Origin of the sequence: Brevibacterium sp. JSBI002 (assembly GCF_026013965.1) — a bacterium.
GTDB lineage: Bacteria > Actinomycetota > Actinomycetes > Actinomycetales > Brevibacteriaceae > Brevibacterium.
The window spans coordinates 2,256,459-2,271,136 of the sequence record NZ_CP110341.1 but is presented as its reverse complement, the minus strand read 5'-3'; the positions used below and the strand labels follow the sequence as shown (position 1 = coordinate 2,271,136).

Genomic DNA, 14,678 nt, shown 5'->3' with positions numbered 1-14,678 from the left:
CCTCGGCGGGGATTCCACGGGACGGACGGCCGCCTCGGCGAGAAAAATACTGGAACAATGACAACTGAGTTTCATCATTTCAATAAATGGGCCGGCGCATCCGTGCTGGTGGGAAAGGACGATCTGTGAGCGAACGACTGAGCCTGTGGGGCGGACGATTCTCCGACGGTCCGGCCGATGCCCTGGCCGCGCTGAGCAAGTCCACGGACTTCGACTGGCGCCTGGCGAAGTACGACATCGCCGGGTCCAAGGCCCACGCGAAGGTCCTCCACCACGCGGGACTGCTCACCGATGACGAGCTGTCGGGGATGCACTCGGCCCTCGACGAGCTGCTGCGCCGCGTTGAAGCCGGCGAATACGTCGCCGCTGAATCCGACGAGGATGTGCACTCGTCGCTCGAGCGCGGGCTCATCGAGATCGCCGGGCCCGAGCTCGGCGGGAAGCTGCGTGCCGGACGGTCCCGCAACGATCAGATCGCGACGATGGGGCGGATGTACCTGCGTGACCATGCTCGTGAGGTCGCCGGTCTCGTCCTCGACACCGTCGAGGTGCTCATCGCTCAGGCCGAAGAGCACCCCGAGGCGCCGATGCCTGGACGAACCCACCTTCAGCACGCTCAGCCGGTGCTGCTGGCCCATCATCTGCTTGCTCATGCGTGGCCGCTGCTGCGCGACGTCGCCCGCTTCGTCGATTTCGATGCGCGGGCCGGTGTCTCTGCGTATGGTTCGGGTGCTCTGGCCGGGTCGTCGTTGGGGCTCGATCCGCAGGCTGTGGCCGCGGACCTCGGATTCAACGATTCGGTGGAGAACTCCATCGACGGCACCGCGTCGCGCGATGTCTTCGCCGAGTACCTGTTCATCACGACGATGATCGGCATCGACCTCTCGCGTCTGTCCGAGGAGGTCATCGCGTGGGCGACGAAGGAGTTCTCGTTCGTCACCCTCCACGATGCGTATTCGACGGGGTCGTCGATCATGCCGCAGAAGAAGAACCCCGACGTCGCCGAGCTCACCCGCGGCAAGTCGGGTCGCCTCATCGGTGATCTCACCGGTCTGCTCTCGACGCTCAAGGCGCTGCCGTTGGCGTACAACCGGGACCTGCAGGAGGACAAGGAGCCGGTCTTCGACGCCACGGACACCCTCGAGCTGCTGCTGCCGGCGTTCACCGGAATGGTGGCGACGCTGAAGTTCGACACCGAGCGGATGGCCTACCTGGCTCCGCGTGGATTCGCCCTGGCCACGGACATCGCCGAATGGCTTGTGCGTGAGGGCGTGCCGTTCCGTGTGGCCCACGAGCTCTCGGGGGCGTGCGTGCAGTTGGCCGAATCGCGGGACGTCGAATTGTGGGACCTGACCGATGAGGATTTTGCGGGGATCTCCGAGCATCTGACGCCGGCCGTTCGTGAGGTACTCACGACGCTCGGGTCGATCGATTCGCGCAATGCCAAGGGCGGCACGGCTCGCTCGGCCGTCGATCAGCAGATCGCCAACGCGAAGGCCGAGGTCACGCGTCTGCGTGAGTTCGCCGGGTCGGCTCGCAGCGTGTGACTGGTTCGGTTGATTAAACACTCCTCGGAATGCCGGTGAGTCGGGATGCGGCCTCAGCTGAGCGGCGAGACTACGGTAACGCCGAGATCCTCGAGCAGTTCGTCCAAAACGATGCATCCGGCTTCTTCGCCGATCGCTCCGACCGCTGTCAGTGAATGTGTGAGATCCAGAGCATTGCGACCTTTGGCCAATCGAGCAGCGAAAAGGATCAGGGCTTCGGAGTCGGTATGGTGGCTGAGCTCAGTCTGGCGAGAGTGCCAGACGATTCCCGCTAGATTCTGCGTAGACCCATGGTTGGCCTTGGCCACGGCGCGGGTGCAGGGATAGTGCTCCTGCGCCGAGGGCGAGATGGCGAACCGCGGGTTGTTCAGTCCGTCGCTGTTGCTCAGATGGCAGGCAAGGGAAGTGCCGCCTCGGCGAACACGTAGAATTGACCCCGTCGGCTCCGCGCCGGCACAGACCAAAGATTCGAAAGGACCGAAGTGACCGACATCTTCAGCGAACTCAAGGCCCGCGGGCTCGTCGCAGTTTCCACGGACGAGACCGCCCTGCAGAAAGCCCTGGCCGAGGAGTCGCTGACCTATTATGTCGGTTTCGATCCGACGGCCCCGAGCCTGCACATGGGCAACCTCGTCCAGCTGCTCACCGCCGCCCGCCTCCAGCAGGCCGGACACAACCCGCTGGCCCTCGTCGGCGGCGCTACCGGCCTCATCGGCGACCCGCGCATGTCGGGGGAGCGGACGCTCAACCCACGTGAGGTCGTCGAGGAATGGGTCGCGAAGATCCGCGCCCAGGTCGAGAAGTTCCTCGACTTCGACGGCCCCAACGCCGCCCAGATCGTCAACAACCTCGACTGGACCTCGCAGCTGTCGGCCATCGACTTCCTCCGCGACATCGGCAAGCACTTCCCGGTCAACCGGATGCTCGCGAAGGAATCCGTCTCCGCGCGCCTCAACAGCGAAGCCGGAATCTCCTTCACTGAGTTCTCCTACCAGATCCTCCAGGGCAACGACTACCTTGAGCTCAACCGCCGCTACGGCTGCTCCCTGCAGACCGGCGGCTCCGACCAGTGGGGCAACCTCACCTCGGGCGTCGACCTCATCCGCCGCGTCGAGCAGAAGTCCGTCCACGCCCTGGCCACCCCGCTGATCACGAAGGCCGACGGAACGAAGTTCGGCAAGACCGAATCCGGCACCGTGTGGCTCGACTCGTCGCTGACCAGCCCGTACGCGTTCAGCCAGTTCTGGCTCAACGCCGACGACCGCGACGTGGTGAAGTACCTCAAGGTGTTCTCGCTGCGCCCGCTCGACGAAATCGAAGCCATCGAAGCCGAGTTCACCGCCGCCCCGCACACCCGTGTGGCGCAGAAGGCCCTCGCCGAGGATGTCACCACCTTGGTCCACGGACGCCAGGCTTACGAACAGGCCATCGCCGCGGCCTCCGCCCTCTTCGGCGGGGGAGAGCTCGCCGGTCTCGATGCCTCGACGCTGGGTGCCGCAACTTCCGAGCTGCCGCGCGGTGAGGTGTCGACGACCCAGCTGGCCGAAGGCCTGCCTGTTGCTGATGCGTTCGTCGCTTCCGGCGTCGTCAAGTCCAAGGGTGAGGCTCGCCGTGCCATCAAGGACGGGGGAGCGTACGTCAACAACGTCAAGGTCGCCGACCAGGAGCAGACTCTGACTTCCGGTGATGTGCTCTCGACAGAAGCGGGAGGAGTCGTCCTCCTGCGCCGAGGCAAGAAGACCCTGGGTGCTGTCGACATCGTCGGCTGAGCAGCCTCCGTTACTGATAATGCCGTGTTCTCCGCACCCGGAGGGCGCGGCATTGTCGTATTCATGACGGTTGGGCCCGTTCGACAACGGGAATCCTTGTCATCGACGAATACAAGAGGTCGCATTGTAGAGACGGCTTCAACGGCAGCATTGCGGTCAAGGGAATGCTGTCAATCAGCGTGCGCTCTGGCAGCCTGCGGGCAACCGGACCGGCGATGTGGGGCCATCACCATGGAAAAGCAAGCGGTCATCGAGCAGACTGGCAGTTGACGGACAACCGAACGAATACCGACTGACGAACGCACGAGGAGATCATGCGCACCCTGCTCAACATCATCTGGTTCATCTTCTCCGGTCTCTGGCTGGCGCTCGGATACTGGGCCGCCGGGATCATCGCCTGCATCTTCATCGTCACCATCCCGTGGGGCATCGCGTCCTTCCGCATCGGCAACTACGCACTGTGGCCCTTCGGCCGCGAGGTCATCGAAACCCGCCCGGCGGGAGTGGCGACAACCCTGGGCAACATAATCTGGCTCATCGTCGCCGGCGTCTGGCTCGCCATCGGACACGTCGTCACCTCGATCCCGCTGTTCGTCTCGATCATCGGCATCCCACTCGGCTGGGCGAACATCAAACTCATCCCCGTCTCGCTCATGCCGCTGGGCAAGCAGATCGTCGACAGCGACCGGCTGATGCCCGGCTACCGCGGAGCCTGAACCACGGATTCAGGAACTCTGTTCTTCGAGGTCCTCGAGAGAGATGCGGCCTTGGCGTACTGCCCAGAGCACGCGGCGAGTGCGCACGATTCGGGGCAGGGTAATGATCAGCAGTCCGCCGAGCATGTTGAACGGGATCACGATTCCGAACCACTGCAGGAAATCGAGGATCGCAACGTCCGCGCCCGTCATCATGGCGGCAAGGATGAGAATCGCATTGATGGCTCCGTGCAACATGCTGACGCCGATCACCAATAAGCCGGTGATCATACAGACGATGGCCTTGACGACATCATTCGACGTTCCCTGTTGCATACGGGTCGACAAAGTGATCGTCGCGCCGGCGAGAAGTGAGAGAGCGAGCATGACGATGAGCGACGACTGGTTGATATAGCCGAGCGCCATATCCGCGATCGTCTTGTGATAGTCCGGGAGGGCGATGACGATCAGCCAGGCGAAGACCGCGCCGCCAACCATGTTTGTCACGAGGGTGGTCAACCAGAGGCGGAATACCTGTACCCAATTCGCTTGGCCGGCGATGACGGCGTTGATCGGAAGGAGGAACTCTTCGGTGAAGAGCTCAGAATGCGCCAGCCTCAATGCCAACAGCCCGATGCCGAACGCCATCCCTGCCAAAATCTCCGACCCGGTTGCTTGCTTGACGAGCACCATGGCCAATATGCCGAGACCGACATCGATGCCGCCGAAGAGCCCGGTGACGATGAGTTCCGTCCACTTCCGGTTGAGCCGCTTGGCACCCTCCGTGACTGTATTCGCCGCCTCGTCGATGAGGGCGTCTTCGAGATCGAGATCGTTGCGGCCGAGTCGTTTTCGCTGCTCTTTCTGAGTCATTCCGCCAGTGTAGGGGCAGGGGCGGGGCGAAACGCTGGGAACCATCTGCACGGTGAGGGCAATCGGCCGCCGCCGTCAAGCGTGTGGCGGGGTTCTGCGGCCGTGCGTTTGTGCCTGTGGAAGTAGGCGCGAAACCGGGCTTCTGGAGCCAGTGACGGGTGTCACAGCGGAATTCCCGCTTTCGATTTGCACGTCGCCTCTGGGGTGGTCTAGAGTTATATCTCGTTGCCCCGCCGGAAACACCGTCTTCGAGACAGAGTTTCTACCGGGTCTGACCAGGACAAACACAGTTTGATCCAAGGGTTCAGAACACCGGGTGGGGAACCAAAAAATGAAACTGATACCCCCAGTGAACACGCTGTTTTTGTGGTGTGGTGATGGGTGTGTGTTTGTGGTTTGAGAATCCAATAGCGTGTTTGTTTGAACAAGTTGTGATGCCAGAACATTTTATTTTCTGGTAAGACAATCATCTGATCGAACATGGTGTCGCCTCGTGTGGGTGGTTCTTCGCCGAACCTCCCGCATCACATGGGTGGCCTTCGTGTTTGGTCAGTGTTTTTTTGGTCAACCTTCTCACCCCGTGAGGGGTTGGCTGTCTTGCTGGGATTCATTCGTAACATAATTTTTTTATGGAGAGTTTGATCCTGGCTCAGGACGAACGCTGGCTGCGTGCTTAACACATGCAAGTCGAACGCTGAAGCCAGAAGCTTGCTTCTGGTGGATGAGTGGCGAACGGGTGAGTAACACGTGAGTAACCTGCCCCTGATTTCGGGATAAGCCTGGGAAACCGGGTCTAATACCGGATACGACCAACCCTCGCATGAGGGTTGGTGGAAAGTTTTTCGATCAGGGATGGGCTCGCGGCCTATCAGCTTGTTGGTGGGGTAATGGCCCACCAAGGCGACGACGGGTAGCCGGCCTGAGAGGGCGACCGGCCACACTGGGACTGAGACACGGCCCAGACTCCTACGGGAGGCAGCAGTGGGGAATATTGCACAATGGGGGAAACCCTGATGCAGCGACGCAGCGTGCGGGATGACGGCCTTCGGGTTGTAAACCGCTTTCAGCAGGGAAGAAGCGAAAGTGACGGTACCTGCAGAAGAAGTACCGGCTAACTACGTGCCAGCAGCCGCGGTAATACGTAGGGTACGAGCGTTGTCCGGAATTATTGGGCGTAAAGAGCTCGTAGGTGGTTGGTCACGTCTGCTGTGGAAACGCAACGCTTAACGTTGCGCGTGCAGTGGGTACGGGCTGACTAGAGTGCAGTAGGGGAGTCTGGAATTCCTGGTGTAGCGGTGAAATGCGCAGATATCAGGAGGAACACCGGTGGCGAAGGCGGGACTCTGGGCTGTAACTGACACTGAGGAGCGAAAGCATGGGGAGCGAACAGGATTAGATACCCTGGTAGTCCATGCCGTAAACGTTGGGCACTAGGTGTGGGGGACATTCCACGTTCTCCGCGCCGTAGCTAACGCATTAAGTGCCCCGCCTGGGGAGTACGGTCGCAAGGCTAAAACTCAAAGGAATTGACGGGGGCCCGCACAAGCGGCGGAGCATGCGGATTAATTCGATGCAACGCGAAGAACCTTACCAAGGCTTGACATACACTGGACCGTTCTGGAAACAGTTCTTCTCTTTGGAGCTGGTGTACAGGTGGTGCATGGTTGTCGTCAGCTCGTGTCGTGAGATGTTGGGTTAAGTCCCGCAACGAGCGCAACCCTCGTTCTATGTTGCCAGCACGTGATGGTGGGAACTCATAGGAGACTGCCGGGGTCAACTCGGAGGAAGGTGGGGATGACGTCAAATCATCATGCCCTTTATGTCTTGGGCTTCACGCATGCTACAATGGCTGGTACAGAGAGAGGCGAACCCGTGAGGGTAAGCGAATCCCTTAAAGCCAGTCTCAGTTCGGATCGTAGTCTGCAATTCGACTACGTGAAGTCGGAGTCGCTAGTAATCGCAGATCAGCAACGCTGCGGTGAATACGTTCCCGGGCCTTGTACACACCGCCCGTCAAGTCACGAAAGTCGGTAACACCCGAAGCCGGTGTCCCAACCCTTGTGGAGGGGGCCGTCTAAGGTGGGACTGGTGATTGGGACTAAGTCGTAACAAGGTAGCCGTACCGGAAGGTGCGGCTGGATCACCTCCTTTCTAAGGAGCACACATAAGAACCCCAACGCAGTGATCGAATGCGTCATCTGGTTGGGAGCTCAAGGGTGGAACATCACAACACTCGCTCGCTCACACAGCCTGGCTGGGGTCAATGCCCCGGGTGCGGATGTGGTTTTTGGGTGGGCTAGGACGAACACGTTATTGGGTCCTGGAATCACAAACCCCAACGGTTGTTGGGTGTGGTTTCAACCAACAGGACCAACCCGGCCACCAAGCAGCAGAGATTTCTGGTGTGTGGTGGTGGGTGTTTGGTAGTGGTTTGAGAATCGTATAGTGGACGCGAGCATCAAACACCGCGAGTAAGTGGTGTTTATGTAATGTGATTTTTCTTGTCATCATCTAGTTAAGGTGAATGAAACAATTTTTCGCACACACGAAGCCGGTCCCTTTGGGGGTTGGGTGAGTGTGTAAGAGCGCATGGTGGATGCCTTGGCATCAGGAGCCGATGAAGGACGTGGAAATCTGCGATAAGCCTCGGGGAGCCGATAAACAGGCGTTGATCCGAGGGTCTCCGAATGGGGAAACCCCGCCACTCGTGAGGGTGGTGACCCGTGTCTGAATATATAGGGCATGTGGAGGGAACGCGGGGAAGTGAAACATCTCAGTACCCGCAGGAAGAGAAAATAACAATGATTCCGGGAGTAGTGGCGAGCGAAACTGGATGAGCCTAAACCTGTGCAGTGTCAAGCGTGCTGGTGTTGCTGCAGGGGTGTTGTGGGGTGTACGTGGTCCGGTCCAGCATGGCCGGTCTGTGAGTGTTGTTGGTGTAGTCGAACCTGGTGGGAAACAGGACCGGAGTGGGTGAGAGTCCCGTAGACGAAACATTGACTGTTCGCAGTGTGTGCATGCCCGAGTAGCACGGAACTCGTGGAATTTCGTGTGAATCTGCCAGGACCACCTGGTAAGGCTAAATACTTCCTGATGACCGATAGCGGATAAGTACCGTGAGGGAATGGTGAAAAGTACCCCGGGAGGGGAGTGAAAGAGTACCTGAAACCATGTGCTTACAATCCGTCAGAGCAGTATCTTGATGACTGTGATGGCGTGCCTTTTGAAGAATGAGCCTGCGAGTTAGCGGTGCGTGGCGAGGTTAACCCGTGTGGGGTAGCCGTAGCGAAAGCGAGTCCGAATAGGGCGAGTCAGTCGCGTGTCCTAGACCCGAAGCGGAGTGATCTAGCCATGGGCAGGGTGAAGCGTGTGTAAGAGCGCGTGGAGGCCCGCACCCACTTCAGTTGAAAATGGAGGGGATGACCTGTGGTTAGGGGTGAAAGGCCAATCAAACTCTGTGATAGCTGGTTCTCCCCGAAATGCATTTAGGTGCAGCGTTGCGTGGTTCTTGCTGGAGGTAGAGCTACTGGATGGCTGATGGGCCCTACCGGGTTACTGACGTCAACTAAACTCCGAATGCCAGTCAAGGTTCAGCGTGGCAGTGAGACAGTGGGGGATAAGCTTCATTGTCGAGAGGGAAACAGCCCAGACCATCAACTAAGGCCCCTAAGCGTGTGCTCAGTGGGAAAGGATGTTCAGTTGCGAAGACAACCAGGAGGTTGGCTTAGAAGCAGCCACCCTTGAAAGAGTGCGTAATAGCTCACTGGTCAAGTGATTGAGCGCCGATAATGTAGCGGGGCTAAGTACACCGCCGAAGTTGTGGCAGCACCACAGTTAAGCCGTAATGGTGTGGTGTTGGGTAGGGGAGCGTCGAGTTGCCGGAGAAGCTGCCGTGTGAACGAGTGGTGGAGGCGATTCGAGTGAGAATGCAGGCATGAGTAGCGAAAGACGGGTGAGAAACCCGTCCACCGGATGACCAAGGGTTCCAGGGCTAGGCTAATCCGCCCTGGGTAAGTCGGGACCTAAGGCGAGGCCGACAGGCGTAGTCGATGGACAACCAGTTGATATTCTGGTACCGACACACAACCGACAGTACCAAAACACACGATACTAACCCCGTGATGATCCCGTCAGGCCTTCGGGCCTGTGGTTGGGTTTGAGTGGGGGACCTGAGTGTGGAGTCGGTAAGCGTGAGGTGTGACGCAGAAAGGTAGCCAGGCCGTGCGATGGTAGTCACGGTCTAAGGTTGTAGCACGTGGGGGTAGGTAAATCCGTCCCCGCATAGAGTGTGAGAGCTGATGGGCGCCCCACATTGGTGGGGTGATCTGGTGATCCTCTGCTGCCGAGAAAAGCATCGACGTGAGGGTGTGTGTTGCCCGTACCCTATAACCGACACAGGTGGTCGAGTAGAGAATACTAAGGTGATCGAGAGAATCGTGGTTAAGGAACTCGGCAAAATGCCCCCGTAACTTCGGGAGAAGGGGGACCATCCCGGTGAACCACACTTTGCTGTGGGATGTGCTGGTGGTGGTCGCAGAGGCCAGAGAGAAGCGACTGTTTATTAAAAACACAGGTCCGTGCGAAGATGTAAGTCGATGTATACGGACTGACGCCTGCCCGGTGCTGGAAGGTTAAGAGGACCTGTTAACCCGTAAGGGTGAAGCGGAGAATTTAAGCCCCAGTAAACGGCGGTGGTAACTATAACCATCCTAAGGTAGCGAAATTCCTTGTCGGGTAAGTTCCGACCTGCACGAATGGCGTAACGACTTCTCTGCTGTCTCAACCACGAACTCGGCGAAATTGCATTACGAGTAAAGATGCTCGTTACGCGCAGCAGGACGGAAAGACCCCGAGACCTTCACTATAGTTTGGTATTGGGATTCGGTGTGGTTTGTGTAGGATAGGTGGAAGACTGGGAAGCCCTGACGCTAGTTGGGGTGGAGTCGATCGGTGAAATACCACTCTGACCATAGTGGATTCCTTAACTTCGGACCCTGATCGGGTTCAGGGACAGTGCCTGATGGGTAGTTTAACTGGGGCGGTTGCCTCCTAAAGAGTAACGGAGGCGCCCAAAGGTTCCCTCAGCCTGGTTGGCAATCAGGTGTCGAGTGTAAGTGCACAAGGGAGCTTGACTGTGAGACGGACGTGTCGAGCAGGAGCGAAAGCTGGGACTAGTGACCCGGCCATGGCTTGTGGAAGCGTGGTCGCTCAACGGATAAAAGGTACCTCGGGGATAACAGGCTGATCTTGCCCAAGAGTCCATATCGACGGCATGGTTTGGCACCTCGATGTCGGCTCGTCGCATCCTGGGGCTGGAGTCGGTCCCAAGGGTTGGGCTGTTCGCCCATTAAAGCGGTACGCGAGCTGGGTTTAGAACGTCGTGAGACAGTTCGGTCCCTATCCGCTGCGTGCGTAGGAAATTTGTGGAGGTCTGTCCTTAGTACGAGAGGACCGGGACGGACGAACCTCTGGTGTGCCAGTTGTTCCGCCAGGAGCATGGCTGGTTGGCTACGTTCGGGATGGATAACCGCTGAAAGCATCTAAGCGGGAAGCCGGCTCCGAGATGAGATTTCCAACTGACCTTGAGTCAGGGGAGGTGTCCTATAGATGATGGGGTTGATAGGCCGGGTATGGAAGCACTGTGAGGTGTGGAGTTGACTGGTACTAATACACCGATCACTCATCAACCATTCCAATGTGGGGTTGGTGTGTGTGAGAGATTGTTTCGTCTTTTCTGGGATGGCTTGAAGAGTTCACACTTTCGGGTGTGCATGTTGTATAAGTTTTTGGTGTTCGCGTTCGCTGTGCGGTTCTTGGACCACTACCACCCAAACATGGGTTTGGGTGAGTGTGGTTTGTTGGTTTTGCGGTGGTGATAGTGGTGGGGAAACGCCCGGTTAACCGTTCCGATCCCGGTAGCTAAGCCCATTCGCGCTGATGGTACTGCAACTTGGTGGTTGTGGGAGAGTAAGTGACTGCCGCAATATTTTTTAGTGGTGATGGCCTCGTTCAATCCTTTGGGTTGGGCGGGGCCATCACTGTATTCACCGGTTATTGCTACCTGACGGGGGCGCAGCTACCTGGCGCCAGGTTGCTGGGCCCCCGTCAGGTAGCAATTAGGAGAGGAGAGGGGAAGGGATGGAGGCGAAGACAATTGACGCTCTCAGAGCCGAGCTTGCTCGCGACGGTGAGGTGGCGATCGGGTTCAACCGGGCGAAACAGCTTCTGCGGAACCCTGCAGGTTTTCTCGGGCTGCGCCGTTCCTCTCCGCCCTCACCACAGGTGATCGTCAACAACTTCGGTCTGTGGGCCGCCGTGGACGGATTCCCCGAAGGCGGCGTGCCATGGGCTCGTATTCTCGAAGTCCACATCACCAAGGTGAACGTCAGCTCGTATATCGATGTGAGCATCAGAACTCCCGATACCCCTGACCGCCGGCGTTCGCTGCGTCTGCCGCATATGCTCACGGTCGATCCGGAAGATCTGGCCAAATGGATCGTCATGGAACTGATGGAACGCGGCAACCCGATCTGACTTTCATCCCGACAGTCCAATGACGACTTTCAACCCGGTGTCGTCCGGAGGAGATCCCTTCCGGATGGTAGGCGACGCGTTCTCCTACCGAAGCTCAAATGCTTGTCCATAGTTATGTTGCATGTCACGATGAAACTGTCCGCTGCGCCGGATGCAAGTGAATAGTGACATCCGAATAGACAGCAAGGGAGAGACCGCATGAACGTATCAACCATCGTCTGGATCGTCGTCGCCATCGTCGTGGTCCTGATCATCGTCGGGATCATCATCGCAGTCAGCCGAAAAGCGGCGGCGAAGAAGCGCGAACACCAGCGACAAGAAGCCGCCCAGATTCGACAGGAAGCTGCTGAATCCGAACATGATGTTCGTGCTCGAGAGGCCGAAGTCGAGAAACAGAGGGCAGATGCAAAGCGCGCAAAGGCTGAGGCCGATGCTCGAGCTGCCGAGGCTGATCGTCAGGCGGCCGAGGCTGAACAGCTGGATACTCAGGCCGCGAAGCGCGAAGAAGCTGTGAAGGCCGAACGGCTCGAGCACGACCGCAGGCTGCAACATGCCGACGAACTTGACCCGGATACACAGCAGGATTCCGGTGACGTTCGTCGTGCAGACAACGCCGGTGCTGCTGGGGCGCCGCGGCCGGGGCCCATGGGACGTCGACGAACAGCCAGACTGAGCACCGCCCCGACGAAACCGTACCGCAGGCCGGGCATCGGCCAGACGAGCCAGTCCAGCGAAACGATGTCCGCCATGAACAGCCTGTTCGGCCGGACGCACCTCGTCAGGACCATCATGGTCATCGTGATGACGCCTATGTGGAACAGCCTGTTCGGAAGGATGCGCCGCGTCCGGACCAGCCTGGCCCTCAGGAACCCGTGCGCCGCGATCCGTACGCGGAGCAGGACATCCGCGCGGACCAACGACCGCCGGAAAACGGAGTCCGGCCCCACGCCGAGGAACCGCTAGCCGAGGAGGCCGATCCTCGAGTCGACCGACGCGGCACTCACGACCCTTACGCTCGCGGCGATCGGAGGGTGGATCCGTTCGATGACGGAGGGGACCCCGACGTTCCGAAACACTGACGCATCATCGGCCTGAGTCAGATGAGACGGTGCCCGAACCACTCACGGTTCGGGCACCGTCTCGTTGGTCTCGGACCTCCGGGCACTGCAAGCGATCGTGCTTCGGATGGGAACAGCCGCCTCGGCGAGGGATCGAGCTGAGAACAACGACACGAATTCGTGACAAGCGGTTGCGTTGAAATCGATTGATGCTTCTGTAGTGTGTACGGCAAGATCCTAAGGAAGGCACCCTATGCTCGATAAGCTGCACGACGCACTTCGACTCCGCACCAACCCTGCCATCTTCTTCTCCTCAGCGGCCGTGATCATCATCTTCGTCCTGGGGACGATCTTCTTCACCGATCAGCTCGACGCAGGCGTCTCGGTGGCCTCGGATTGGCTGCTGACGAACCTCGGCTGGTTCTACATCCTCGGCGTCACCGTCTTCGTCGCGTTCCTCATCTACGTCGCCGCTTCCCGCTACGGGCGAGCGAAACTCGGCCCCGACGACGAACCGCCCGAGCATTCCAACGGCGCCTGGTTCGCCATGCTCTTCGCCGCCGGCATCGGCTCGATCCTCATGTTCTGGGGCGTTGCCGAACCCGTCAGCCACTTCGGCGATCCACCGCGTGCTTCCCTCGGCATCGAACCGGGCACGCCTGCCGCCGCGGTCGATGCCATGAACTTCACGTACTATCACTTCACCCTGCACACCTGGGCGATCTTCACCCTGCCCGCGCTGTGCTTCGCCTACTTCATCCACAAGAGGAATCTGCCGCCGCGCGTGAGCTCGATCTTCCAGCCCATCCTCGGTGAGAAGATCCACGGTCCCATCGGCAAGACGATCGATGTCGTCGCCATCATCGGCACCGTCTTCGGCGTCGCCGTTTCGATCGGTCTGGGCACGCTGCAGATCAACGGCGGTCTCGCCCAGGTCATCGGCATCCCCGAGAACGCTCTGTGGCAGCTGATCATCATCGGCGTCGTCTGCGGACTGGCTACGATCTCGGTCTCGCTCGGCCTCGACAAAGGCATCAAGGTCCTGTCGAACCTCAACATCGTCGTGGCTGTGCTGCTGCTCGTCTTCATCGTCGTCTTCGGCCCGACCCTGTTCATGGCCAAGGGCGTTTTCGAATCCCTCGGCTCCTATATCCAACAGCTGCCCGAACTCGCGCTGTGGAACGACACATTCGCCGACACCGGCTGGCAGAACACCTGGACGGTCTTCTATTGGGCGTGGACGATCACCTGGTCGCCGTTCGTCGGCATCTTCATCGCCCGCATCTCCCGCGGACGCACCATCCGCCAGTTCGTCATCGGCGTGCTCGCCATCCCCTCGGCCTTCTCGATTCTGTGGTTCGGCATCTTCGGCTACGCCTCATTCGACATCGAGCTCAACCAAGGCGGAGGACTGGTCGACCGAGTCGTCGACCAAGGCGACATCCCCGGTGCGCTGTTCGCGTTCCTCGACCACTATCCGTTGGCCGCACCCGTCTCGGTGATCGCGATCGTGCTCGTGGTGGTCTTCTTCGTCACCTCGGTCGACTCCGCGGCACTCGTCGTCGACACGATGAACAACGGCCACGAGGACTTCAACCCGCTGCCGCAGCGGATCTTCTGGGCCCTCGCCGTCGCCGTCGTCACCGCGGCACTGCTTGTCTTCTCCGGTTCCGGCGGACTCGAAGCGCTGCAGTCGACGATCATCCTCGTCGGCCTGCCGTTCTTCATCATCGCCTACTTCCAGATCTACGCTCTCATGCGAGCCCTGCGAGAGGATGCGGGCGTTCTGCCGCGCGTTCGCATGCGACGCTGGAAGAAGGTCCTGCCACCCGAAGAGGTCGAACGCCGACTCGGCGGAGACGAACAGTTCGGACACGAATACGACGACGATGAGGAAGTCGTCACCGAACCCGAAGCGGTCGAACCGGCACCGGAGTTCCGGGATCCGTATATCGAGGAATCCCGCGAGAAGAAGAGCCGGCGCGAGGGGACCTTGGCCAGCCGCACCGGCAGCCGTTCGAGGAGCTCAGGCCACGATAAGGGCGGTGACCCAGGGCAGGACGACGGCGCAGACTGAGGTGGCTCACCGTGGCCAGCGGCGACAGTCTGGTTGTCGCGACCCGGGGCGATCAGCCTGATCGGCGCGGCCGGACACGACGAAGGGGGCGCTGCGATTGCAGCGCCCCCTTCGCATCTTCGGAT

General features: G+C 59.6%; 8 protein-coding genes and 3 rRNA genes. 8 read left to right on the top strand and 3 right to left on the bottom strand.

Going from position 1 to position 14,678, the window contains the following annotated elements; all coding sequences use genetic code 11:
* Nucleotides 1-86: 86 nt before the first annotated feature.
* Entirely contained in the window at nt 87-1,547 is a 1,461-nt protein-coding gene (gene argH, locus LJ362_RS10360; protein ID WP_413774205.1) for an argininosuccinate lyase, read from the top strand.
* A gap of 53 nt (nt 1,548-1,600) precedes the next feature.
* Here argH and LJ362_RS10355 read toward each other — a convergent pair whose 3' ends face one another.
* Nucleotides 1,601-1,855 carry a hypothetical protein gene (locus LJ362_RS10355; RefSeq protein WP_264798979.1) on the bottom strand — a complete coding sequence of 85 codons (255 nt, stop codon included), beginning with the start codon at nt 1,853-1,855 and terminating at the stop codon, nt 1,601-1,603.
* A 174-nt stretch (nt 1,856-2,029) separates the two neighbouring features.
* Between LJ362_RS10355 and tyrS the strand changes: the two genes are divergently transcribed.
* Nucleotides 2,030-3,316, top strand: a complete 1,287-nt coding sequence (gene tyrS, locus LJ362_RS10350; protein WP_264798977.1) for a tyrosine--tRNA ligase — start codon at nt 2,030-2,032, stop codon at nt 3,314-3,316.
* Between the two features lie 314 nt (nt 3,317-3,630).
* The gene (locus LJ362_RS10345) at nt 3,631-4,032 is read left to right on the top strand and encodes a YccF domain-containing protein (RefSeq protein WP_181272123.1); all 402 of its coding nucleotides are present in this window, start codon (nt 3,631-3,633) and stop codon (nt 4,030-4,032) included.
* Between the two features lie 9 nt (nt 4,033-4,041).
* On the opposite strand, the gene LJ362_RS10340 is transcribed toward LJ362_RS10345, so the two are convergent.
* Nucleotides 4,042-4,884 carry a formate/nitrite transporter family protein gene (locus tag LJ362_RS10340; RefSeq protein ID WP_264798976.1) on the bottom strand — a complete coding sequence of 281 codons (843 nt, stop codon included), beginning with the start codon at nt 4,882-4,884 and terminating at the stop codon, nt 4,042-4,044.
* A 626-nt stretch (nt 4,885-5,510) separates the two neighbouring features.
* Here LJ362_RS10340 and LJ362_RS10335 point away from each other — a divergent pair.
* The 4 genes from LJ362_RS10335 (at nt 5,511) to LJ362_RS10320 (ending at nt 11,418) form a co-directional block, all read left to right on the top strand.
* A 16S ribosomal RNA gene (locus tag LJ362_RS10335) occupies nt 5,511-7,035 on the top strand.
* A gap of 418 nt (nt 7,036-7,453) precedes the next feature.
* A 23S ribosomal RNA gene (locus LJ362_RS10330) occupies nt 7,454-10,572 on the top strand.
* Nucleotides 10,573-10,749: 177 nt separating this feature from the next.
* Nucleotides 10,750-10,868 (top strand): 5S ribosomal RNA (gene rrf, locus LJ362_RS10325).
* Together the 16S, 23S and 5S rRNA genes form the textbook arrangement of a ribosomal RNA operon.
* A gap of 154 nt (nt 10,869-11,022) precedes the next feature.
* Nucleotides 11,023-11,418 carry a hypothetical protein gene (locus LJ362_RS10320; protein ID WP_264798975.1) on the top strand — a complete coding sequence of 132 codons (396 nt, stop codon included), beginning with the start codon at nt 11,023-11,025 and terminating at the stop codon, nt 11,416-11,418.
* A gap of 207 nt (nt 11,419-11,625) precedes the next feature.
* On the opposite strand, the gene LJ362_RS10315 is transcribed toward LJ362_RS10320, so the two are convergent.
* Entirely contained in the window at nt 11,626-12,192 is a 567-nt protein-coding gene (locus LJ362_RS10315; protein WP_264798974.1) for a hypothetical protein, read from the bottom strand.
* Between the two features lie 537 nt (nt 12,193-12,729).
* Here LJ362_RS10315 and LJ362_RS10310 point away from each other — a divergent pair.
* A complete protein-coding gene (locus LJ362_RS10310) occupies nt 12,730-14,553 on the top strand; it encodes a BCCT family transporter (protein WP_264798972.1) in 1,824 nt (607 codons plus the stop codon).
* Nucleotides 14,554-14,678 lie beyond the last annotated feature (125 nt).

Coding starts and splice junctions, on each gene's coding strand:
- LJ362_RS10320 (WP_264798975.1), top strand. CDS start 11,023: ATGGAGGCGAAGACAATTGACGCTCTCAGAGCCGAGCTTGCTCGCGAC.
- LJ362_RS10340 (WP_264798976.1), bottom strand. CDS start 4,884: ATGACTCAGAAAGAGCAGCGAAAACGACTCGGCCGCAACGATCTCGAT.
- LJ362_RS10345 (WP_181272123.1), top strand. CDS start 3,631: ATGCGCACCCTGCTCAACATCATCTGGTTCATCTTCTCCGGTCTCTGG.
- LJ362_RS10310 (WP_264798972.1), top strand. CDS start 12,730: ATGCTCGATAAGCTGCACGACGCACTTCGACTCCGCACCAACCCTGCC.
- argH (WP_413774205.1), top strand. CDS start 87: ATGGGCCGGCGCATCCGTGCTGGTGGGAAAGGACGATCTGTGAGCGAA.